The sequence below is a fragment of the Butyricimonas sp. genome (assembly GCF_019423355.1).
Taxonomy (GTDB): Bacteria; Bacteroidota; Bacteroidia; order Bacteroidales; family Marinifilaceae; genus Butyricimonas; species Butyricimonas faecihominis.
Genome location: NZ_JAHZBP010000001.1, coordinates 288,933 through 311,666 on the forward strand (window position 1 = coordinate 288,933; position 22,734 = coordinate 311,666).

General features: G+C 43.3%; 19 protein-coding genes. 17 read left to right on the top strand and 2 right to left on the bottom strand.

The features are described 5' to 3' along the window. The first annotated feature begins 16 nt into the window (after positions 1–16). The 16 genes from QVC79_RS01215 (at position 17) to kdsB (ending at position 19,322) form a co-directional block, all read left to right on the top strand. Complete coding sequence (locus QVC79_RS01215; RefSeq protein ID WP_124317917.1) at positions 17–1,390, top strand: DUF4959 domain-containing protein; 1,374 nt, start codon at positions 17–19, stop codon at positions 1,388–1,390. A 6-nt stretch (positions 1,391–1,396) separates the two neighbouring features. Continuing rightward, complete coding sequence (locus QVC79_RS01220; protein ID WP_124317916.1) at positions 1,397–2,971, top strand: DUF4998 domain-containing protein; 1,575 nt, start codon at positions 1,397–1,399, stop codon at positions 2,969–2,971. A gap of 3 nt (positions 2,972–2,974) precedes the next feature. Next, on the top strand, positions 2,975–5,326 hold the full coding sequence (locus tag QVC79_RS01225) for a thioredoxin fold domain-containing protein (protein ID WP_270595195.1): 2,352 nt from the start codon (positions 2,975–2,977) through the stop codon (positions 5,324–5,326). A gap of 173 nt (positions 5,327–5,499) precedes the next feature. After that, on the top strand, positions 5,500–6,261 hold the full coding sequence (locus tag QVC79_RS01230) for a hypothetical protein (protein ID WP_151411873.1): 762 nt from the start codon (positions 5,500–5,502) through the stop codon (positions 6,259–6,261). 98 nt (positions 6,262–6,359) lie between these two features. Beyond that, positions 6,360–6,584, top strand: coding sequence for a hypothetical protein (locus QVC79_RS01235; RefSeq protein ID WP_151411871.1), 225 nt, complete (start codon positions 6,360–6,362; stop codon positions 6,582–6,584). A gap of 4 nt (positions 6,585–6,588) precedes the next feature. Next, a complete protein-coding gene (locus QVC79_RS01240; protein ID WP_124317298.1) occupies positions 6,589–7,209 on the top strand; it encodes a hypothetical protein in 621 nt (206 codons plus the stop codon). 66 nt (positions 7,210–7,275) lie between these two features. Continuing rightward, positions 7,276–9,552 (top strand): hypothetical protein, encoded by a 2,277-nt coding sequence (locus QVC79_RS01245; protein ID WP_124317297.1) that lies wholly within the window; start codon positions 7,276–7,278, stop codon positions 9,550–9,552. 68 nt (positions 9,553–9,620) lie between these two features. Next, a complete protein-coding gene (locus QVC79_RS01250) occupies positions 9,621–12,455 on the top strand; it encodes a M16 family metallopeptidase (protein ID WP_270595196.1) in 2,835 nt (944 codons plus the stop codon). A 241-nt stretch (positions 12,456–12,696) separates the two neighbouring features. Further along, a complete protein-coding gene (locus QVC79_RS01255; RefSeq protein WP_124317295.1) occupies positions 12,697–13,143 on the top strand; it encodes a 2-dehydro-3-deoxyphosphooctonate aldolase in 447 nt (148 codons plus the stop codon). A 129-nt stretch (positions 13,144–13,272) separates the two neighbouring features. Next, entirely contained in the window at positions 13,273–13,788 is a 516-nt protein-coding gene (locus QVC79_RS01260; RefSeq protein WP_270595197.1) for a YceD family protein, read from the top strand. Between the two features lie 16 nt (positions 13,789–13,804). Beyond that, the gene (gene rpmF, locus QVC79_RS01265; RefSeq protein ID WP_027201828.1) at positions 13,805–13,990 is read left to right on the top strand and encodes a 50S ribosomal protein L32; all 186 of its coding nucleotides are present in this window, start codon (positions 13,805–13,807) and stop codon (positions 13,988–13,990) included. A 110-nt stretch (positions 13,991–14,100) separates the two neighbouring features. Continuing rightward, positions 14,101–15,105 carry a beta-ketoacyl-ACP synthase III gene (locus QVC79_RS01270; protein ID WP_124317294.1) on the top strand — a complete coding sequence of 335 codons (1,005 nt, stop codon included), beginning with the start codon at positions 14,101–14,103 and terminating at the stop codon, positions 15,103–15,105. Positions 15,106–15,299: 194 nt separating this feature from the next. After that, positions 15,300–15,647: a bactofilin family protein gene (locus QVC79_RS01275; protein WP_270595198.1), complete on the top strand. Its 348-nt coding sequence runs from the start codon at positions 15,300–15,302 to the stop codon at positions 15,645–15,647. A 15-nt stretch (positions 15,648–15,662) separates the two neighbouring features. Further along, complete coding sequence (locus tag QVC79_RS01280; RefSeq protein ID WP_270595199.1) at positions 15,663–16,016, top strand: bactofilin family protein; 354 nt, start codon at positions 15,663–15,665, stop codon at positions 16,014–16,016. An 8-nt stretch (positions 16,017–16,024) separates the two neighbouring features. Further along, on the top strand, positions 16,025–18,565 hold the full coding sequence (locus tag QVC79_RS01285; protein WP_270595200.1) for a M1 family metallopeptidase: 2,541 nt from the start codon (positions 16,025–16,027) through the stop codon (positions 18,563–18,565). A 1-nt stretch (position 18,566) separates the two neighbouring features. Beyond that, the gene (gene kdsB / locus QVC79_RS01290) at positions 18,567–19,322 is read left to right on the top strand and encodes a 3-deoxy-manno-octulosonate cytidylyltransferase (RefSeq protein ID WP_270595201.1); all 756 of its coding nucleotides are present in this window, start codon (positions 18,567–18,569) and stop codon (positions 19,320–19,322) included. A gap of 75 nt (positions 19,323–19,397) precedes the next feature. Here the strand turns inward: kdsB and frr are convergent, their stop codons facing one another. Both frr and QVC79_RS01300 read right to left on the bottom strand, forming a co-directional pair. Beyond that, positions 19,398–19,961 (bottom strand): ribosome recycling factor, encoded by a 564-nt coding sequence (gene frr / locus QVC79_RS01295; protein WP_270595202.1) that lies wholly within the window; start codon positions 19,959–19,961, stop codon positions 19,398–19,400. Positions 19,962–20,026: 65 nt separating this feature from the next. Continuing rightward, entirely contained in the window at positions 20,027–21,286 is a 1,260-nt protein-coding gene (locus QVC79_RS01300; RefSeq protein WP_270595203.1) for an energy transducer TonB, read from the bottom strand. A gap of 178 nt (positions 21,287–21,464) precedes the next feature. Between QVC79_RS01300 and QVC79_RS01305 the strand changes: the two genes are divergently transcribed. Then, a complete protein-coding gene (locus tag QVC79_RS01305) occupies positions 21,465–22,721 on the top strand; it encodes a peptidase U32 family protein (protein WP_270595204.1) in 1,257 nt (418 codons plus the stop codon). The last annotated feature ends 13 nt before the right edge of the window (positions 22,722–22,734 follow it).

The following is a 22,734-nucleotide window of genomic DNA, read 5'->3' on the forward strand; positions in this document are numbered from 1 at the left end:
CCTAAAAAAGAAAAAGATGAGAAATACAATATTATTGATACTATTGATGTCCGTATTGTTCGCTTGTTCTGATGATGATAATGGTGGTTTTGATGTAGAGATAAACGAAGATATGTTTTCTTTTACACCAACGGAGGGGGGAGCCATTATGCGCTATAATTTAGCGGATCGGCGAGTGAATAAGGTAAGCGTGGAATACACGGACGAATTTGGAGAATCTGTGTATAAAATTGCAGATTATTCCGTGGATACCTTGTTGTTGGATGGGTTCAACCAAGCGCATACGGAAATCCCGGTAAAGGTCGCTTTTTTGGATAAAAATGAGAATGCATCTAAGGCGTTACATTTTACTTTTGATACACGCCCTTCTTCGTTGTATACTTTTTTTGATGAAGTGGCTGTTAATCCCTATTGGAATGGATTTCAGTTGGTGTTTAACCTAGAAGGACGGGCGGAAGGTTCTGCCTCGGTTTATTTCGTGGGGACTAATCCCACGACGAAAGAGAGAGATACTCTTTTCTTAGAGAATTTCCTTCTGGAAGCAGGACCTAACGTAAAGGCTTTCTCCATGACGGATTCACAGATTCAGGATTCCTACACGGTAGTGGTCACCACGGAGGACAATCGTCAACGGATTGTACGGAAACAGGTATGGAACGATGTGGTGGGAGCGAAAAGGGTACTTATACCGAATGCGAACTTTGAACTTTTGGATCCCTTCCATAAAATTATTACGGAACCTTATTCTACGGCAGATTGGAGACGACCGGGAGCATTAGGTGCGGAATATCTGTTTGATGGAGATGTGAAGGGGACCCGGGCTGCAGAATATTTTAAAGCCGGTAATGCCACTCCTCCTTTCACGTTTTTGGCCGGTCCGAATGCCTTGAATCGGGAAGGTAACGAATGTTATTTTGTGTTGGACATTAAGGAACCGGCTATTGTCGGAGAGTTACGATTCTATATGCGAATCAAGGATGGATATGCAGTAAATTCCCAATTTGATAATGATTATTTTACAAAATTGCCTTGTAATATTCAAGTGTACGCGTGGACTGGAGAAGGAGATTATGATCCAGTGACGAATTCTGGTACCAACGATGATTGGGAACATATTGGTAGCTTTGAGCAGGATCCGAATGCTACGTTAATAGATCGTTGGTATATAAATCCGACAAATAATCAAGTAGATGAAGTAAAAACTATTGCAGCCCTGAATGCCGTGGGACCTTATTATATATCTATTGCTTTACCTTTCGAGGATAAAGAGTATCGCTTTTTCAAACTCGAATTTCGTGAAACGTATGTAGATTTATATAATCCAAGTTATAATCATAACAATAATAATAACGTGACTTTCCATGAATTGGAAGTTTACGGACAAAAATAATAATGTATGAGAGGACTATTTTTGAAATATACACTGATACTCGTTTTGCTTGCCGGATTGGTCGCAAGTTGTGGCGAGAGTCTTGAAGATACTTACTCGGACTATACGGGTGATGGTCCCGAACAGTATTTAACAAAGATTTATGATCTTCAAGGAAAGCCCCGATGGATGTCGGTAGAGTTGACTTGGAATTTAAAATTAGATCCGGGTCGGACTGCTATTTTAGTAGAATGGACAGATGATGAGAAGACGGACTCCGCCGTTATTGATCGGAATAGTACGAGTTATCTCGTGGAAGGATTGAAAAATTATGAATATGAGTTCGGTGTTTATGCTATAGAACAAACAGAGAACGGTGAAATCATTAAACGTTCGATAGGTGATCCTGTGTATATACGTCCCTATACCTACGCTTCTGATGAGTTGATTCTTTTTAGTCGAGTGGTCAAAAAGCAATTCAATGTTGCAGATAAACAATTGTTTGTGACGTTTGAGGAGTGGACAGATAATTTGATTTCATTTAAAATTGGTTATTATGAAAAGAATAATCCTACCGAACAATTTTGGGAAGCGACACCGGAGGATAGGATCGATGATTACCCGAATGGGTTACCTTACGCCTTAATCGGTACTGATGTCGATTTCAGTCAAGGAGTTAAAGTGTATAGAACTGGAAAGATTGCAGTTGTGGGGGATATGTTGTTGGAGATGGAGCCTATTAATCTTTATTTTGAACTTCCTTCTTTTGAGAGTGATTTTGCCGTGGAGGTCAGAAGTAAATTAGATTTGTTGGGTGAAATCAAAAAAGCAGATATTACCGACGTAGAGGTGTTGGATATTGATTACAATCAGGTTTCTTTGGTTGATGTACTCCATTTCCCGAATTTGAAAGAACTTCATTTGGGGCGGAATCGAATCCTTGCAGACGGTACAGAATTAACGTATCGTTCAACTTTAACAGAACAAGTTGTTTCCGAAGCTGCTTTACGGGTGGCTAAAGAAAACGGAGTGGAAATTTATCACTATGGGAATCATTATTTTAACGTAGTACCGGATTTCTTTACGGGAAAAAATATTGTGGCAGTAGAACCGGCTCTCACATTCTTGGAAACCAGTAGTTGGAATATTTCTGTAACACCGAGAGATTTAATGGAGTATAATTCAGGCTTGAATAATTTATTGACTGATGATGCTAGTTATTGGTTACCACAATCTAGTGCTTCGGTTCGGGAACATGTTATTGAGATCGATTTTGGAAAAGAAGAGAGTATTTCCGGATTTAAGATTACACAGGCTAATATTGCTACTGCAATTCAATGTCCGGAACAGGTTAAAGTCGAAATGCAAATTTCTTCTGGCCAATGGATTGCTGTTGCTTTCCAAGAAAATACGATGCTCGGAACAGGTAAAGGCGAAACGACCGTTGTCTATCTGGATAAGAATAAAACATCCAAAAGGTGTTCAAAGATTCGATTGAGAGTATCGGATCTCTTTTTCGAGAAAGGATATGATTCGTCTTGGAATTATATTGATTTTTATAATATAGCATTGGGTTCATTTATGGTTATCAAAGGGGAATAACAAATGAAGAGATGTATGTTATTAAATGTCTTGCTTTGGGTTTTAGGTGTAAGTGCCTTTGCCCAAACGCAAGGCATTGCGTTTGAAACCTCCAGATCGTGGAAGAAGGTTGTGGAAAAGGCTCGGGAGGAGGGGAAATTGATCTTTGTGGATTGTTATGCCGATTGGTGCGGTCCGTGTAAGCAACTGGCTTCGCAGGTGTTCACGCAAAAAGGCGTGGGTGAGTTTTTTAACCGCCATTTTGTTAATGTGCAGTTTAATGTAGAGAAAGATGCCGATGGTAAGGCGAATGTCGCAAAATGGGGTGTAGCTTCCTTGCCGACATTGGTGTTTATTGATCCGAAGACGGAACAGGTTATTGGAAAGCTTGTCGGGGCGGGCGATGCTGATTGGCTTGTGGAGGGAGCAAAAGCCCTATTGGATCCTGCTAAACGATTAGATGCTTTGGTAGCCCGGTATAATGCGGGGGAGCGGGAGCCGGCATTTCTTTTGGAGTTTATTAAGGCTCTGGGGGGTGCGGGGATGAATGCCGAGGTGCAGCAAGTGGTGAAAGAGTGGCTTGACGGGTTATCACTCGATCAATTGGCGACACCGCAGATGTGGCCGATCATCATGCAATTTGAAAATGATCCGTTGTCGAAAACATTACTGATGGTACGGGATCATCTTGATCGTTTTTACGCTATTCCTTTGGAGAACCAGCAGGCGATGGTAGATGCCACGTTGATGGGGGCGATGGTGCAAACGGCAATGGAGTTTTCCACAAATCCTAATCTTGGCATTTATGAACAGGAGCGGTTTAATGCTTTTGTCGATTATCTGGATCAGGCAAAAGAGGGGCCAGGAAAAACGATGGCTGCCGTATGGCTGAACACGTCACAACTTGCCCGACAAGGGGATTGGAAACGGATGTTAGAGGCGATGCGGGAGGTGGAGAGAGAAAATATTTTCCCACCTCAGTTGTATGGGCCGTATTTCTCGTTTTTCATGCAGGCTCTGACGCAGATGAAAGAACAAAAGGCGGCTGTTGAGGCCGGTTTGAAGTGGTTGGACGAGTTGATTATGAAAGCTACAGGAGAGGATATTGTTTCCTACCAGACACGTGCCATGATGAATGCGGGAAAGGCTGCCCTGTGGCAGGCTTTGGGGAAATCTGCCGAAATGAAGAAGGCGCAGAAGGAGATGGAGAAGTATGTCAATTTGTTGAAAGAGGGTACTGCGGCGAATGTGCCGAACCCGACGGTGCAGAGTCAGGTGCAGACCCCTGCTTCGTTGGGTAAAGAGGTCGTGTTAAGCTACGAGTTTCGCCAAGGAGCGCCCGTGGTGAAGGTAGTGATTAACGGGCATACTTATTATTTCTTGTTTGATACTTGCGCGGGAATTACTTGCGTGTCAGACAAGCTGGTAAATACGGAGAAATTGGTCTACCGGCAAACCGGACAATCCATGCAGGGTATGGATGGACAGGTAGTCATGGCGGAGATTCCCGAGTTGTCGCTGGGGGAACTTATGGTGAAGGATAAGCAAGCGGCAGTGATGAGTGAGCATAACCCGATTTTTGTGCATCTTGGAGTGGACGGAACGATCGGGGCGAATATCATCAATGACTATGTGGTGACGATCGACTCGAGAAACAAGACAATCACGTTCGCAGGACGGGCGGATGCTTCTATCACACGATGGAATAAACTGGAACTTTGGAATCATGTCCCGTTGCTTTCCATCAAGGTGCAAGGAAAAGGCGAAATTCACGATGTACCGGCATTGTTTGACACGGGTAACGGAACGGGAGCCATCGGATTGCCCTCGGTGGAGGGATTCGAGCAATGGACGCAAGCGGGGATTATCGGTGACGTGGAGGAAGGAGTTGGTTTTATCGGTACAATGGTGGGCGGCATGGTGAAAACGGATAAACTTTACCGGGGACGAATGACCGGACTTCATCTGGGTGATGCTGTTTTCGAAAAAATGCCGATCATTACCGGAGGTGTCGGATATCTGTTGCTTTGTTTCAGAACAACGGATTTAGGGGTATTTACCTTGGATTATCCTAACGGACGATATCACTTTGAACCTTACGCGGATGCAAGCGTGTGGGAAGGCGACAGCCGCCCCGTGATGACGGGAGCAGAAAATGGGGTATTGAAAATCGCTGCCGTGTGGGGAAAAGAGGCACGTAAGAAACTGGCTCCGCAATGGACGGTGATCGCCTTGGACGGTAAGCCGTTGGAAAACGTGACATTGGAAACTCCCAATATCGATGAACTGATCCGCCAGCATGGGGCTAAAATCGTGACGGTGCGGGATACGGAGGGGAAGGAACATGTATTACCTGTAAGGATATTCTTGTCATGACAGATAATGTGCTATATTGAAATATGTTGATAAGCATCTGGAATATAGTTGTTTGGTTATGTGGCTATCTGACGATAATCGTTAATTAACCATATTCAGTATCTACTACATTGATCATGTTAGAGTATATTAATAACTAATTCTGATGTGTTATCCTTAATAAAACATATATTATGAATAAAATAATATTTTTTTTAATTACAATAATGATGTTTACCGGGTGTTATGATTCGGAAAATATATGGGATGAAAAAGAAAACGTAGGTTATATTGATTATTCAACACTACCGGTAAATAAGCTTTCTTCGGAAGATAAAATCTTGTTGAAAAATATTGATTTTCAACGAGGAAAATATGTTTGTGCCTTAAGTAAGGAAGGGATTCTTGCGAAAGGTGTTAGTGAAAAGAGATATCAGTTTTTTTTAGAATATCTTGAAAATCAAAATGCAATATTAGCTGAATATATAAAAGATGGAGCTACAGTTACATTCGGTAATAAATCCTTTGGTCCCAAAGGAGAATTTATAGAAGAAGTGTTGCCTGAATTTGGAAAATCTGCAAATTTATTAAGTAGGAGCGTGGGTGACTTTCAAGCGGCTCAAGGTATAATAGTGCCTGGTTCTAGTAATAATATTATTTCTTTTAAAGCCTTTTATCGTATTAGTATAAGTGGAATAGGTAAAGAGATGTCACATTGGACTGTGTTCTTGATTGAACCTTATAAAGGATTACGTAGAATCTTATCAGGAACAAGTTCTCTCCCTACAACCACTTATGTACAAACAGCATCATCAGACACTTTTGTTGATTGGGATTGGCAAGGTGAATGTGTAGATATAGTTAGGTCAAATCCAACGTTAACTGTTAATTCAAATATTAGAGGAGTGGAATTAACATTTAATACAAGTAAAGATTGGAATTATAACGTAATTTAACCCTGTTCTGCCTAATTATATTATTGTGAAGTTTAATAAGAATCTATTATGGATGGAGGCGAAGGATCAAAATCCTAAAGGTATTAATTGGATATATTATGCAGAGATCTATGATAACTACTCTGGAATTCTATGGCATGGGACTGAAATCCAATATGGTCATCCGATTAATAATTTTCTTGTTCATGGGGATCGGGAGATTACTATATATTTATCCTATGCAAGGTATGATTCGGTACTTGGAAAGTATGTGGCTGATCGATTTATTGCACAACAAGAATTTTATGTACCTAGAGAATGGTAAAATACGATTTAATATTTAAGGTGATGAAAATAGTATTGCAAAAATGGCTGTGTGTAATGCTGTTAGTGGCGAGTATGTCCGCTTGTGCTTTGCAACAGAGAAAACCGATAATGAAGGAACGACCTGGAGTCGTGAGACAAATGGTGGAGAATCGTGATTTTAAGGTGGATTTTTCAGCCACACCTGGAGGCGGTGGCTGGTCATTTCTTGGTGCGGAAATCCCATTTTATATGCAGATATCTGGTGATATACTTCATTCTTTCATGAGTTATGATATTTGGACACGACCGGGTTTGGAATACGTGTATGCCAGACCTTATAAACATGGCGAACCTTTTCCGTCCAAGTATATTATTTCAGATTACGAGGTTACAATTGGGACTAAAGATTCGATTATCATAAGATTTACTTTCCGGATGTCATTGAATATGAATGGAGATGATATCATTGTTCCCCGTACGTCTTGGTATTCCGAGTTCGAGGATCGTGTTGATTATGAGGTGGAACAAGTTCCCGTGTGTTGTAAAATGGTTGTTGTTCGTAATGGGGATGTAGTTGTTTATTTTGCCAGAGAGAAAGACCGGAAAACATTTGTGGTCTATAGAGGGCATTTTGTTTTTAATCGGACAAAAGAAGCGTCATGATGAAAATGGAGATCGTTGATGTCGTCTGTATTTGTACTATTTATCTGTCTTTTATATGTTTTTGTGATGAAGATATTAGTTTTAATAACGTTTTACACGTGCTGTTTCGTTAGTACGGTGTATGGGGGAGGATTTGCCCAGTTGATTATCGGGAGCGATACCTTGAGGATATATCCTTGCCCGGTTGAACAGGATAGTGTTCTGGAATGGCAAATACAGAAACGTTTGGTTGAAGACACTTCTTCTGTCGAGTATTGGAAGGATTATGTTAGTTTGTGGCGGTTGGAAGAAGGAATGCTTTTCTTGGAGAAAATTGAAAAAGACAACCAGACTGTGGACATTTCCGGTATTTTCGATGTTTATCGTGAAAACGGACGCATTGTTGCCCGATGGTTTAGTGGCGAGCTTCTTGCGGTGGGGGGTGAAGGTTTTTATCCTTATCGAATTTACACGACCTCAATATTGTGTGGCCCTAAGCCTCCAAGATTTGAAACGGAAATCACATATACATTTCGAGATGGGGAGATGACGGATCGGAAAGAGGTGCGTAACCGTTTGCGGGAGCAAGGAAATCAGATGTGTCACTACACGATGGGAATGTTGTTGAATATTAAGGAAATGACGCAGAATAGAGGGGTGGATTTTGATGTGTATATTTATCCTAAGTCCGACGGGAGGGTGGATTGGGTAGAGGTCATGTGTCGGAAAGAGAAATTGGCACCAGATGATCCTGCTACTCGTGAAGCCTATGCGTGTGCCGAATTGATAGGAGACTGGCGTGTGGTGACCTTGGATGGTGAAATTCAGAGGGTGTTGGTGGATCCTGTGGCAAGGAAATACAGGTTAGAGATGGACACGTATTTGTCGAGAGCTTATCCGGATGTGTTGGAGATGGATGGTATGCTTTATCGAATGGATGCTTTCCCCTTGCATTACGATTCAGAGGTATTTTCTCGTGTACGTTCTTATCTGAAAGGGGCTTTCACGACGGAATGTCCTTGGGGGTATCATGCCCGCTGGAAGATTGCCGAAGAAAAATTGTGGTTGACAGAGGTTCGTAATGCTTATACTGGGGAATTGATACCTCTTTCGGTGGTTGCGCCCGGTAATGAAGGAGAGGCGGTGGAGGCATCATGGTATACTGGGGTTTTCAAGATGGGGATGGGCGGCTCGTTGGATTCTTTGTGGTATGACATTGAAGGGCGTGAAATGGTGAGTGGTGATCCTGTCAGGAAATATATTGATCGTGAAGAAATCGTGTGCGAGGTGGAGCAAGGTTACGTAGTCCGTCAGGAGATTCGAAATAATTTCACACGCCGGGGAGATACGGTGGCTTATCGTCGTTTTGTGGAAACACTACGTGCGCACGATTGGGATCGTTATCCGGAGTTGAAAGATCGCAATTTGTATTGTTCTTTTACGGTTTACCCGCGTATGGATGGTCGTGCAGATCGGATTGGGTGTATCCGGCTTGTTACGACTTGTGACTTGGATCGAAAACGCGGTGACGAACGGGAAGACGTGAAAACAGCTCGTCCGTGGATGGAGTTCATTCGTCATGCAGCGGAATCCATCCCTTTTTGGGATGTGCGTTACTTTAGGGGAAAGGTGGAATCACAAGAGGTTTGTCTTGATATAAGGAAAACAACATTTGACTTTAATCGAGAAAGAATGTATGTTTATCGGGAGGATCGGGGATATGAGACGGAAAAGTTTATTGTAGTCGAACAGGATGATAGGAACGTTCGGATTTTTCCTAAAAATTATTATTCGATAAGGGATTCGTTGAACAAGAGTATGTTTGGGTGGGTGGATTTGTTGGCTGTTCCCTTTGATGAAGGTGAAGAGACGATTCGGGAGAATCATCCGTGGAACCGGTGGGAAAAGGAGATGGAGAAGCGGGTTTTCGGAGGTGGTGTGAATCGTATCGCAAAAGCGGTAGCGGATTCTTTATCAACTGACATAATGATAGATGTCAATATCTATTTTGATCGAGAGGGACGACTGATCGTGTCTTCGATGGAAATGTCCAGGCCTTTGTTTGAAGTCTTGCCGCATGCCTTGTGGGAACGGATGTTTTACGAGAGCATGGGTGGGGATTATGGCCGGAAGATTCTTGAAAAGGTGATGAACTCCATCTCCCTGCAGGGTTTGAATGATGAATATCTTGAATCGTTGAGAAAAATAGAAAAGAAAGCGTTGGAGTACAGAGAGAATATAGCATCCGGGGATACGGTGGCTCAGCGTGAGTTGCAGGATGCTTTTATGTTTGTAAGGAAAAGTCGACCGAAAGCAAATTATGGTCGGGTGTGTATTTCTAAGCGTTATTATGGGAAAGAGTAATACGATGATGATTGATGTGCGAGGTAACGTATTTGACAGAGGATAAAATAAATTTTAAATCATATATTATGAGAACAATATTACGACAAATTATCTTGGGGATATTCTTGTCGGTGGCGGTAAGTAGTGTTGTTTCTGCCCAACAATTGAATATGGGGGATATACTCCCTCAAGATACAAATGTGAGGGTTGGAAAACTTGATAATGGGATGGGGTATTATTTGAGGCATAATGCCAAGTCGACGGGATTGGCGGATTTCTACATCGTGTATGATGTGGGATCAGTTCAAGAAGAGGATTCACAAAATGGATTAGCGCATTTCTTGGAACACATGATGTTTAACGGGACAAAGCATTTTCCGGATGATAGTATGATCCTCTGGTTGGAGAGTATCGGGATGCAGTTCGGGACGAACTTGAATGCTGCCACGGGGATGGAAATGACGTATTACCAGTTGACGCAAGTTCCGCTTAAGCGGGAAAGTATCGTGGACTCGATGTTGTTGATCTTACACGACTGGTCTGGGTATTTGGCTTTGGAAGATAAGAAGATTGACAAGGAACGGGGGGTGATTATAGAGGAGTTACGGCAACGGAATAATGCCCAATTCCGGGTGGGTAATAAGGCGGCTATTCCCGTTTTTGGAGATACTCGTTATGCACACCGGAATATGCTCGGTACGGAAGAGTTCCTGCGTACGTTTGATTCTCAGATGCTTCGAGATTTTTACAAGTGCTGGTATCGTCCGGATTTACAGGCCGTGGTAATTGTCGGTGATTTCGACGTGAACGAGATGGAGGCGAAGTTGAAGAAAGTAATGGCGGATATTCCTGTCGCTCAGAATCCGAAGGCAAAGGAGGTGATTCGGATTCCGGATAACGTGACTCCTGTTGTGACGGTGATCACAGATCCGGAACAACAGACGTGTAATGCAAATTTTTATATTAGGCGAGCGGCTGTTCCAAAGGAATTGAATAACCGGGTCGGGGCGACTTACATGAACATGATGATCAATATTGCCGCAGCCATGATGAACACTCGTTTTGGGGAGTTGGCGCAACAGGAGGGATGTCCGTTCGCATCTGCCTATTTGCAGAATGTTCCGCTGACGAATACTTGTGACGCGTTGGAATTGCAGGTTGTGGCACGCGGAGATGCTATTGCGGAGGCTTTCACCTCAGCGTATGGAGAGTTGGAACGAGTGCGACGTTTCGGGTTCACGGAGGAGGAATTGGAGCAGGTTCGCACGGGAATCTTGAGAGGTGGAAAGTATGCGTACGAGACTGCTGGGGACCGGGAAACCGGGATGCTAGTGTGGGAGTGTATCAATCATTACGTGAAGAATACACCCTTGATGTCTCCGCGACACAAGTGGGCGGTTACGCAATTGATGTTGATGAAACAGGTGACATTGCAGGAGGTTAACGAGTTGGTACAGCAGCTAATCTCGCTTGCTAATAACGTGTTGGTTATTTCCGCCCCGGAAAAGGCGAAGAGGGTTTTACCCGAAACGGAGATCCTGGAAAATTTCTTCTCGTGGGTTCGAACGGTTGAGATGGAACCTTACCAGACTGAAAAAATTGATCGCCCCCTCTTGTCTGAAGAGGTTATTTCTGGTCGTGTTATAAAAACCAAGAAAGGGAAATATGGTTCGACCGTGTGGATGTTGAAGAATGGTATCCGAGTTGTAGTGTTACCAACCACGGATACTCCGTATCAGATCGTCATGAGCGGTCAGGCGAGTGGGGGACTTTCCATGATTCCCACGGAGGATTATTATTCGGTTTCGATGCTCGCACAGGTGGTGAGTGCTTCGGGAGTAGGGGATTTCACTGCAGAGCAGTTACGAAAGGTGTTGGGTAGTAAGGTTGTTAACATACAACCTACGATTAATCGTTTTTCGACAGATATAAACGGAAGTGCTGCGAAAGGAGACGTGGAGACCATGTTACAATTGACGTATCTGTATTTTACACGTCCTAATTTTGATCGGGGGCGTTTGGATATGATAATCGAGGCGAACCGGATAAATTTGGAAAATTCAGTAAACTCTCCGGATTTTGTCATGACACAAATGGTGAATAAGATCACGTATGGTGACCAACAGCGAACACGAATTCCTGATGAACAGATCTTGGCAGGTATTGATTGTGGTAAAATTAGCTCTTGGTATCGTAATTTGTTTACTGATGCGGCAGGTAATTATACTTTTTATTTTGTCGGGGATATTGACATGGAAACTTTCAAGCCTCTGGTGGAAAAATATATTGGAGGACTTCCTGCCGGGAAGCAACAATTGGGATGGAAGGATGACGGGGTGAGGGTGTTGCCCGGAGTGAAAGAGGAAAGGCAAGAAATACGTATGGAAACTGCCAGAAGTATGGTTAGTATTGGTTACTCGGGCGGGATGGACTACACGCAACAGAATATGATGACGATGGGAATGCTTTCCGCTTGTCTTCAATCACGCTATAATCAAATTATTCGAGAGGAAAAAGGTGGAAGTTACGGGGTTTCCGTGAATGGAACTCTCTCCAGACAACCGATCGGTACGTATGATCTGAAGGTAACTTTCCAGACGAACCCGGACATGGTGGAAGAGCTGGTTCGGGTGGTAAAAGACGAGCTTTTTCAGATTGCCGACAAAGGGCCTGATCCTGAAGATTTAAACAAGCATCTGGAATATTGGCGAAAGATGGAAACTCAAAATGCAAGGAATGTTCAGACTCGTTTGATTTTATTACAGACGTATTACACGTGGGGTGAGGATTGGGATGTTGATTACAATAAATTGTTGAATTCGATCACAGTGGAAAAAGTGCAGGAGCTTGCCCGGAAAATCATGGCTGATGGGAATTTGAAGGAGGTGGTGGTAAATCCGACGACGATGGTTACTCGATGAATGGGCTATGGGTGCGCTAGACCATGAACATAGTTCTAACATAATATCTACATACCATGAACGCAGACCAGTGTTCATGGCATGTTAGGGGAGGCATGATGTCGGGTAGTTGGTGTTGAGGGATGGTAGCCTAATGTGGGGTATTGTGGCTCCCTGTTGTTTATTAGAAATAGATTTCTAACCTTTGTAGAATATATTTTTCTAACTGCTGATTTGCGTGAAACATTAATTATTCGAAATTATGAAAACGATCTATTTATTTATCTGCATCGTGGGACTCTTGATGAGTTCTTGTGCGACTTCGAAAAAGAGTGTCCGGAAGGGGGAAGCAAACGTCCGGCACGAGCTTTTGGATGCGAGAACTTTTAAGATTACGAAATTCGCTCGTGACAAGACCTATGGCTACTCGGAGGACAATCCAGTCAAAGTGGGAGGTGGAATGGAGGGACCTCTGAACGAACAACGCTTTTTGAACGCGCTGGCGGGGCCTAACGGGGAGAAGGTCACGTATAAACGGCAGGGTAGTTGCTGCCCATTCAAGACACCAAACGCTCTCTTTGGAGATAGTGGTGTACTGGATATGTACGAGGTAATTATCGAGGGTTCGTCGGAAAAGATTATTCTTTACCTGAATATGTATGACTCGGAAACCTTGCAAGTACCGGTAGGGTTCACTTTGCGGAAATAGAGACTTCAAAAGGCAAACACGATTAAGTGGGAGAGAGATACAAGATTTTGTTTCCAAGAAAAAAACGGGTATGAATGTACTGGGTATTATATTTTTTTGTACATTTGTCCCCGTTTTACGTCAAGAGTAGTGGACAGATTGAAAGAATATAAGATAGCCCACAGAGGGTTAGGGGAAGGCGTTCACACTTTCGAGTTTGTCATGGATGACGGTTTTTTTGATTGTTTTGACGCGACAAAAGGTACGAAAGGGAAAGTAAACGCGAGAGTAAATATCGTGAAGTCATCCTTGCTAATGGAGGTTCGGATGACGATCGAAGGGACAGTTGAAGCAATTTGCGATCGCTGTCTGGAGGAAATGGAGTTACCGATTAGCGGGGAATTGAACTTGTACGCGAAGTACGGGGAGAGGGAGGAAGGAAATGATGATGATTTTATTATCTTGGCTCAAGATGATGATTATCTGGATTTAAGTGAACCGCTATATGAGGTGTATATGCTGAATTACCCGCTTCGCGTGGTTCACCCGGAGGGAAAGTGTAACGAGGAGATGGAGCATGTACTGGAAGAGTTGACAATGGAAGAAGAGAATGATAAGATTGATCCCCGCTGGGATGAATTGAGGAAATTAATTAATAATAACTAAATAAAACTAGAGAGAAATGGCACATCCTAAACACCGAATCTCTAAACAGAGAAGGAATAAAAGAAGAACTCACGATAAGGCAACAGTTCCTGCAATAGCAAAGTGTTCAAATTGTGGTGCTGCGGTACAGTATCATACTGTATGTCCGGAATGCGGGTATTACAGGGGTAAATTGGCTATTGAGAAAGCTGTTGTTGCATAATATTGATGCAATGATAAAGATTGCCTTAGATAATGCAGCCCCCTGTACTAGGGGGCTATGATTGTATATGGGTATCTGATTCTATTATTCAATTTGAAAATTTTTATTTTATGGAAAGGCCAAGAGCGGTAATCACAGGGGTAGGAGCGTATTATCCCGACTATATTCTAACGAACGAGGAGTTGAGCCGGATGGTTGATACCACTGACGAATGGATCATGACTCGGATCGGTATAAAAGAGAGACGTATTTTACGGGATGCCGATAAAGGCAGTGCTTACCTCGGGGCCAGAGCGGTGGAGGATTTGTTTCGTAAAACAGGTTTGAAACCGGAAGAAGTTGATTTATTGATTTGCTGTACGGTTACGGCCGACATGCACTTCCCCGCTAACGGAAACGTGATTTCCGATATGGTGGGAATAAAGAATGCTTTTAGTTTTGATCTTAATGCCGGATGTTCCGGTTTCTTATATGGCTTGATCACGGCAACACAGTACGTGGAGAGCGGACGCTATAAAAAAGTGATTGTCGTGGGTGCTGAAAAGATGTCTGCGATCACGGATTACACGGATCGGGCAACTTGTCCTATTTTCGGAGATGCGGCAGCAGCCGTGTTGTTGGAGCCGACCACGGAAGATTTGGGGGTAATTGACCATATATTGCGTTCGGATGGAATGGGACGTGTTCACTTGCACATGAAGGCGGGTGGTTCCTTGAAACCGCCCACCATTGACACGGTTCTAGCCCGGGAACATTATATTTACCAAGAGGGACAACCCGTGTTTAAACATGCCGTGTCGAATATGGCCGACGTGTCGGTGGAAGTGATGGAACGCAATAATTTGTCCTCGGAGGACGTGGCTTGGCTGGTACCTCATCAGGCAAACCTGCGTATTATCAAGGCAACCGGGGAGCGGATGGGACTACCCAAAGAGAAGGTCATGGTTAATATCCAAAAATACGGTAACACGACTTCGGCAACAATTCCGTTGTGTCTGTACGAGTGGGAAGATCAGTTGAAGAAGGGGGATAACTTGATTCTTGCCGCTTTTGGTGCCGGGTTCACGTGGGGAGCGATTTATTTAAAGTGGGGATATACGAAAGTTAAAAGTTAAAAGCTAAAAACTAAAAGTTAAGAGTTAAAAGTTATAAGTTTTGCAAGATCCATGGAGTCTAGATTTAAGGCTTTATGGATCTTGTTATTTTTTTGAATGTTCGGGTGTTTAGATTTTTGAGTTTTATGGGATAACAAATTATTTCCAATTTTAAATTACTTGTTGTATATTTGGTCGATTATTATGGATGCTAAATGAGAAAAAGTGCAAGTCAGGACACTACCGAAATGAGTCAGACAATTGTCTTGAATGATTCCGAGATAGAGGGAGATATTATCCTGCCCGGGAACTTGTGTTTATTTGGCAAAATTTTAGGTAATGTTACTGCAAAAGGTAAGGTGGAGGTGAAGTCGGGTGCGGTGGTGACGGGAAATATCTCTTGTCGGGAATTAGAGATAGGCGGGGTGGTAGAAGGGAACGTGGAGGCCTGTTTTTTGATTATTGAAGAAAATGCCGTTTTGAAAGGAGATGTGCAGGCTGGCAAACTGCTGGTGAAAGCCGTGAAGTATGATATAAAACGGTTACGTTTGGTAAGAAAATAAAGTAAACGATAAATCATGGGAAAAGAAGTACAACAGCAAATAGCGTTAAATTTACTCAGTGAAGGAACCCAGATCACCGGGGATCTTCACGCTTCAAATGACATTCGTATTGACGGGGAACTTAAAGGAAAGATTTTCACGAAAGGACGTCTGGTTATCGGGCAGATGGCCAAGGTGGAGGGAGAGGTTAATTCTCCGAATGTTGATATTTTAGGAACCATGGAAGGGAATATCGTGTCGACGGGAACCGTTTCCTTGAGAGCGAAATCGGTATTCTCGGGAACGATCAAGGCGGCTTATATCGCGATCGAGTCCGGAGCGGTTTTTAATGGCGAGTGCCATATCCAACGAGAAGTTCAACAAAAATAATTGAAAACGTGGTGTGTCGTGTATTGGTAGTGATCTCATTGCTACTGAGTCTGGTTTCTTGTGAAAAGGAACAGGATAAGGTAGAAGATGGTGTTTCTTTGGAACTGGCCAAAGAACGTAAAGCGAATATAGGCGGCGTGACCTATAAATTGTATTTTTCTATCCCGGCGGACAGGAGTGAGGCTATTATGGCTGAATCAACGATTTTTTTCGAGTTGTTTGATCTGGTTCCGGTCATTTTGGACTTTAAAGAGGCAAAAGAGAATATTCTTACTGTCACGTCTTCGGATGGGAGAAAAATCCCGTACACGTTTAAGAATGAACATATTATTATTCAACCGGAACACTTGAAAAAGGGACGGAACGAGTTGGTCATCCAATTTAAAGCGGGAGAGTCTTCTTTGAATCGAGGTGATGATATGCTATACACGTTGCTGGTTCCGGATCGATGCCGCACGTTGATGCCTTGTTTTGATCAGCCGGATATAAAGGCGAGGTTTAAATTGACATTGAAAATCCCTTCCCGGTGGAGGGCGGTGGCTAACGGGGAGCCGATTCGTACGGAGTATTTTAGTGACTATAAGTTGTACGAATTCGAGGAAACAAAACCGTTGAGTACTTATCTGTTTGCTTTTACCGTGGGGAGGTTCTCGTACGTGGAACGTTACGTGGGAGGACGATGGATCGGTATTTATCACCGGGAGACGGACACTTCGAAGATCAATGCCAGTATTCCGGTCATAGCCAGAGAGGTAAGTCATGCTTTGGATTGGATGGAAAACTACACGGGGATACGTTACCCGTTTGATGTATATAATGTCGTGGCGATTCCTGATTTTCAGTATGGCGGGATGGAGCATCCGGGCGCCGTGTATTACCGGGCGTCAACGATGTTTTTGGACCGGAATGCGGATTTATCGGCATGGATGAAACGCAGTGATGTTATTGCTCACGAGACGGCTCACATGTGGTTTGGTGATTACGTCACGATGAGGTGGTTTAATGACGTGTGGTTGAAAGAGGTGTTTGCCGGTTTCATGTCGGATAAGATTATGACCCAGTTATACCCGGACGTGAATCATCGATTGAATTTCTTCTTGAATCATTACGAGCCGGCATTACGGACGGACCGGACGAAGGGGACGCACCCGATTTTGCAGGAGCTGGATAATTTGAAGGACGCGGGAACTTTGTACGGGGATATTATTTATCACAAGGCCCCTATCGTGATGCGCATGTTGGAACGGGAGATTTCCGAACGACGGTTGCAGGTCGGGTTACAAAGGTATCTTCGCAGGTGGTCCTATTCTAACGCGGATTGGGACGAGTTGATCAAGTTGCTGGAAAGTACAACGGGACAGGATTTGCAGGCTTGGAACGAGATATGGATCAAAGAGAGCGGGGCTCCCGTGATCGAGTTCCAGAAGAACGGGATCGTGATGACGGATGAGAGCGGGAAGAATCGGGTTTGGCCTCAGGCTGTATCTGTTTTTTGGGATTACATGGGGTTGAAGAGAACATTGATCCCGTTACGTGATTCACTGACTCCTTTCAGGTATGGAGCGGCTGTCGTGTTACCGGATGGGGACGTCATGGGATACGGTTGTTTCTTGCCCACGGATTTTTCTATTCGTTTTCTTGACGATGAACTGGGAAATCTGAATGATCCGCTTTACAGGGCAGTTGCTTGGCAAGCTCTCTACGAAGGGGTTTTGCATAAAAAAGTGAAAGGGGAGTTTTTCCTGAAGTTATGTATCAAACATTTACCGCAAGAGAAGAACAATTTGGTTGTGAACCGGACGTTAAGTTTCTTGAGGATTATTTATTCAACTTATTTGGATGAGGGAAGTCGGCAGTTAATACAGGACGATTTAGAACGTTTTTGTATTAATATGGTGAATAATAAGGCCGAGGGGAAAAATAAAAAATCGTATTTTAACACGTTATTGTCGATTTGTTCTTCACCGAAGAGTTGTTCCTATTTGTCAAGCGTGTTAAAGGGGGAACAGGATTTACCGGAAGACGTGACAATCAATGAACAAGATAAAATTAGTATCGCATTTAATTTGGTGTTGCGGGATACGAGTGTTTATGAAGATACGAAGGCATATATCATGAGAACGGTTAAGAATAAGGACTTGCTGGATCGTTTTGAATATGTATACCCCTCTTTATCTGGTGATAAACAAGTGCGTGATAGCGTGTTTAACGCCTTACTTGTAAGAGAGAACCGGGTGAATGAAGTGTGGGTGGAAGAATGTTTGCGGTGGTTGAATCACCCGCGGAGGAGAATGGAGGCGGAGGGGTATGTGCCGAAAATGCTTGGGGCGTTGCAGGAGATTCAAGAAACGGGGGATATTTTCTTCCCCGGTTCTTGGTTAAGTGCTGGATTGTCCGGCCACACGAGCAAGAACGTGTACACGATGGTAAATTCTTTCTTGGAGAAACATGCGAATTATCCGCAGAATTTGAAATTGAAGATATTATCTAATTCAGATCATTTACGGCGTTTACATTCAGAAGAAGAGAATAGAGATAGATTAAAATGATATGGCGATAGAAGAGAATTCATTGATATTGATTCCGGCCCGTTATGCTTCCACCCGTTTTCCGGGGAAACCGCTGGTGGATATTGCCGGAAAACCCATGATTCAACACGTGTACGAGAAGGCTGCGGTTGTTTCTGGCCACGTGTACGTGGCGACGGATGACAAGCGTATATATGATGCCGTGCTTGCTTTCGGTGGGCGTGCGGTAATGACTTCCGATACCCATCGGAGTGGAACGGACCGGTGTTACGAAGCGTACACGAAAGTAAAAGAGTTATTGCAGCGCAATTTTGACGTGGTGGTGAACGTGCAGGGGGACGAGCCTTTTATTATCCCGGAGCAGATCGAATCTTTGATCGTGCGTTTTGAAGAGCCTGCCGTGCAGATTGCCACGTTGGCCAAGCCTTTCGAGAAAAATGATGAGATTTTTGACCCGAATAAAGTGAAGGTAGTGTTTTCCACCAATCATACTGCTCTTTATTTTAGTCGAAATCCAATTCCTTATTGCAGGGGCGTGGAGCGTGAAGATTGGCTGGCTAAAACCCCGTTTTATAAACACGTGGGGATGTACGCTTATCGTCCGGAAATTCTGAAGGCGGTGACTTCTATCCCGCAGGGTGTTCTGGAACAGGCGGAATCTTTGGAACAATTACGATGGTTGGAGAATGGTTACACGATTGCTGTCAGTATCACGAATCATGAATCAATAGGGATTGATACCCCGGAAGACTTGGAAAAAATAAAAGCTAACAGCTAATAACTAACAGTTTGAAAATAATAAAAGCTAAAAGTTTCTCGACTTTTAGCTTTTAATTTTTAGTTTTTATCTTTTTTAGATTGTCATGATGTCTTTTTCTTTCTTCGCAAAGTATTCATCGGCTTTCTTGCCGTATTCGTCTGTCATTTTTTGAGCAATGACTTCAGCGTCTTTGGACATATCTTCCGGAAGCCCGTCCTTTACCATTTTTTTCACTTGTTCAATGACATCCCGGCGAGCGTTGCGGATACTTACTTTCGCTGTTTCCATTTCGCCTTTACTTTGTTTTACAAGGTCGCGTCTGCGCTCTTCTGTCAGAGGCGGAATATTTATACGAATGATTTCTCCGTTGTTATCCGGGTTCAAGCCGAGATTAGCGTTCATGATCGCTCTTTCAATGGGAGAGATCATACTTTTTTCCCAAGGTTGAACTGCAATTGTTCTCGGGTCCGGGGTTGAAATATTGGCTACTTGTGATAACGGGGTAGGACTACCATAATAGTCAACCAGCACGTCTTGTAAGATTTTCGGGTTGGCTCTTCCCGCTCTGATTTTACTAAGTTCTGTTTCCAGATGATTCAGAGCAGCTTCCATTCTCTCTTTTGCTTCGTCGAGATAAAATTGTACTTCCTCGTTCATATAATTTTTATTTGATTTTAATATCCCATAATGAATCAAACAAAGGTATAAAAAAAACTTTATTTTTACTCTATTCTACGCCACGTTTCCTTGACTTGAACGTTTTTCTGGGTCCCGTCGGCGAGTTTTAGCTTTACTTCGCCCGTGAGGACAAGAATCCGGTTGTTTGCATCATATTGGTAATGAGCGGAGGATTCCACGATGTCTTTTATTTTCACGGAAGGGGCGTGTTCCGATAGAAATTGTCCGTGGGCAATTTTGTAGGTTCCGTTGACCCCGTTAGAACAACTGAACGTGAAGTCGTCGAAATATTCTTTTTGTAAGAGTTGTTTGGTTTCAACTCCATTTTCCCTTATTTTTTCCCATTTACCGACAAACGGGTTGGCAATAATAGCCCGAATGAGTTTTCCGGGATTGAAAATACAGTCTTCAACGTATCTTTTGAACTTCTTCTCTCCCAAATAATCCCGAATTTTGATTTCTCGTAGGGTCGTGTTTGCCCTGAAACGAGGGGTAATCCGCACATATTCCGAAGTGAAATCTTCCGTTGGCAGGCTATCTATGAGCCGGATTTGTTCGTCCCATTCTTCTTTATAGAATTGCAGTATTTTGTTTTTGTCGGTGACAGGAAGGGACATGGTGGGCATGACGATGCTTAACATGATTTCCGAGGACTGTTGCTGTTCCCGGGCGGAAGTGATGATTCCTTTATAAACGGCCTTGTCTGATCCGTAACGTTTTTTCAGGTAGAGGCGATACATATCGAAAGAGGCTTGAGGAACCGAGTCAAGGCCGTTCTTTAATTTTTCTTCTTCGGCATTCAATACTTTCAAATATCTGTCGAAAGTTCTTCTTTCGACGCTGGGAGAGGTGCTTTTTAGGGCAAAATAGACGGGAACTGTGTATGAAACACGCACGGGAGAACCGTTTTGTTTTCCCGGTTCCCATTTGGGCATGGAGGCGATAACTGCTTTTGCCTCGTTGTCCAGTTCGGGAGAAACACCCCGAATAATTTTGACATTGCTGACGGCTCCATCTTTTTCAATGACGAATCTGACATACACTTTTCCTTCGAGTTTTTTCTCCTTGGCGGTTTCCGGATAGCGTATGTTGTTGTATATCCATGTATTTAGATTGCCAGGGAATACGGGCATCTCTTGGACGAGGAAATGGACTTGGTTGTCTTCCGTGGAATCTTGTGTAGCCTGTTTATCTTGAATTTGGCTAGTTGCTGCGTGTGTACTAAAAACAAAAAGAACGCTCACCAATCCGATTTGTAATTTGGCGAGGGATTTTAATTTAGCATAGAATGGTTTTAATGTCATGGTGTGTTTCTTTGTGTGATAAATAGTTCTTTTTATCACAGCTAAATATAGAGGGAATTTTTTGTTTTTGCAATGAAAATAAAGATTTAATGAAAGTTTAACGTGTATCGTTAAGAGTGGTCTTTAAATTTTTAATTTTCAATTAAGGGAGTTACTTTTGTCTGCTTAAAGAAACGATATGAAAAGGAAAGATTTTGAAGTGATGGCTCCGGTTGGTTCTTATGAATCTTTGGAGGCGGCTTTGCAGGCAGGAGCGAATTCTGTTTATTTGGGGGTGGAAGGATTGAATATGCGTTCCCGTTCATCGGCTAATTTCACGCTGGATGATCTGAGGAGTATCGTGGAACGTTGTAACGCCCGGGAAGTGAAGACTTATCTCACGGTGAATACGATTATATATAATAACGAGCTGGAGAAGATGCACCAAGTGATCGAGTGCGCCAAGGATGCTGGGGTGTCGGCGATTATTGCCTCGGATATTGCAGCGATTTTGTATGCCCGTTCGATAGGGGTAGAAGTGCATATCAGCACGCAATGTAATATTACCAATTACGAGGCGGTGAAGTTCTATGCCCAATTCGCGGATGTTGTGGTGTTGGCACGAGAGTTGGATATGGATCAGGTGATGACGATTCATCGACAAATTGTTGAAAATGATTTGCGTGGTCCCAAGGGGGAATTGATCCAGATCGAGATGTTCTCTCACGGGGCATTGTGTATGGCGGTTTCGGGTAAATGTTATTTAAGTCTCCACGAGATGAATGCTTCGGCAAACCGGGGGGCTTGTTATCAAATATGTCGACGTTCTTATACGGTGAAAGATACCGAGAGTGATATAGAATTGGAGGTTGATGGGAAATATATCATGTCTCCTAAAGATTTGTGTACGATCGGTTTTATTAATAAAATGATCGATGCCGGGGTGCGGGTTTTCAAGATTGAGGGACGTGCCCGTCCGGCAGAATATGTGAAGACGGTTTGCGAGTGTTATGACGAGGCGTTGAATGCTTATCTTGACGGGAGCTACGGGGCGGAGAAGATTGCGAATTGGAAAGAGCGATTGGCTACCGTGTTTAACCGGGGATTTTGGGATGGTTATTATCTGGGCCAACGTTTGGGCGAGTGGAGTGAAGTGTATGGGTCTAAAGCCACGAAAAAGAAGATTTGTATCGGTAAAGTGACAAACTATTTCGGTAAATTGCAGGTAGGAGAATTTAAACTGGAATCCTATGATTTGAAAGTGGGAGAAGAAGTGATGATTGTCGGACCGAACACGGGAGTGGTACAGATGATTGTCCCGGAGTTAAGGTTGGAGCTGGAACCTGTTGAGCAAGTGGGTAAAGGGGCTATTTTCTCCATGCCATGCGAAACGAAATTGCGGAGGTCTGATAAATTGTATAAGTTGGTGGATACAACGGAGGAGTTGATGCAATAAAAAAATGCCGATT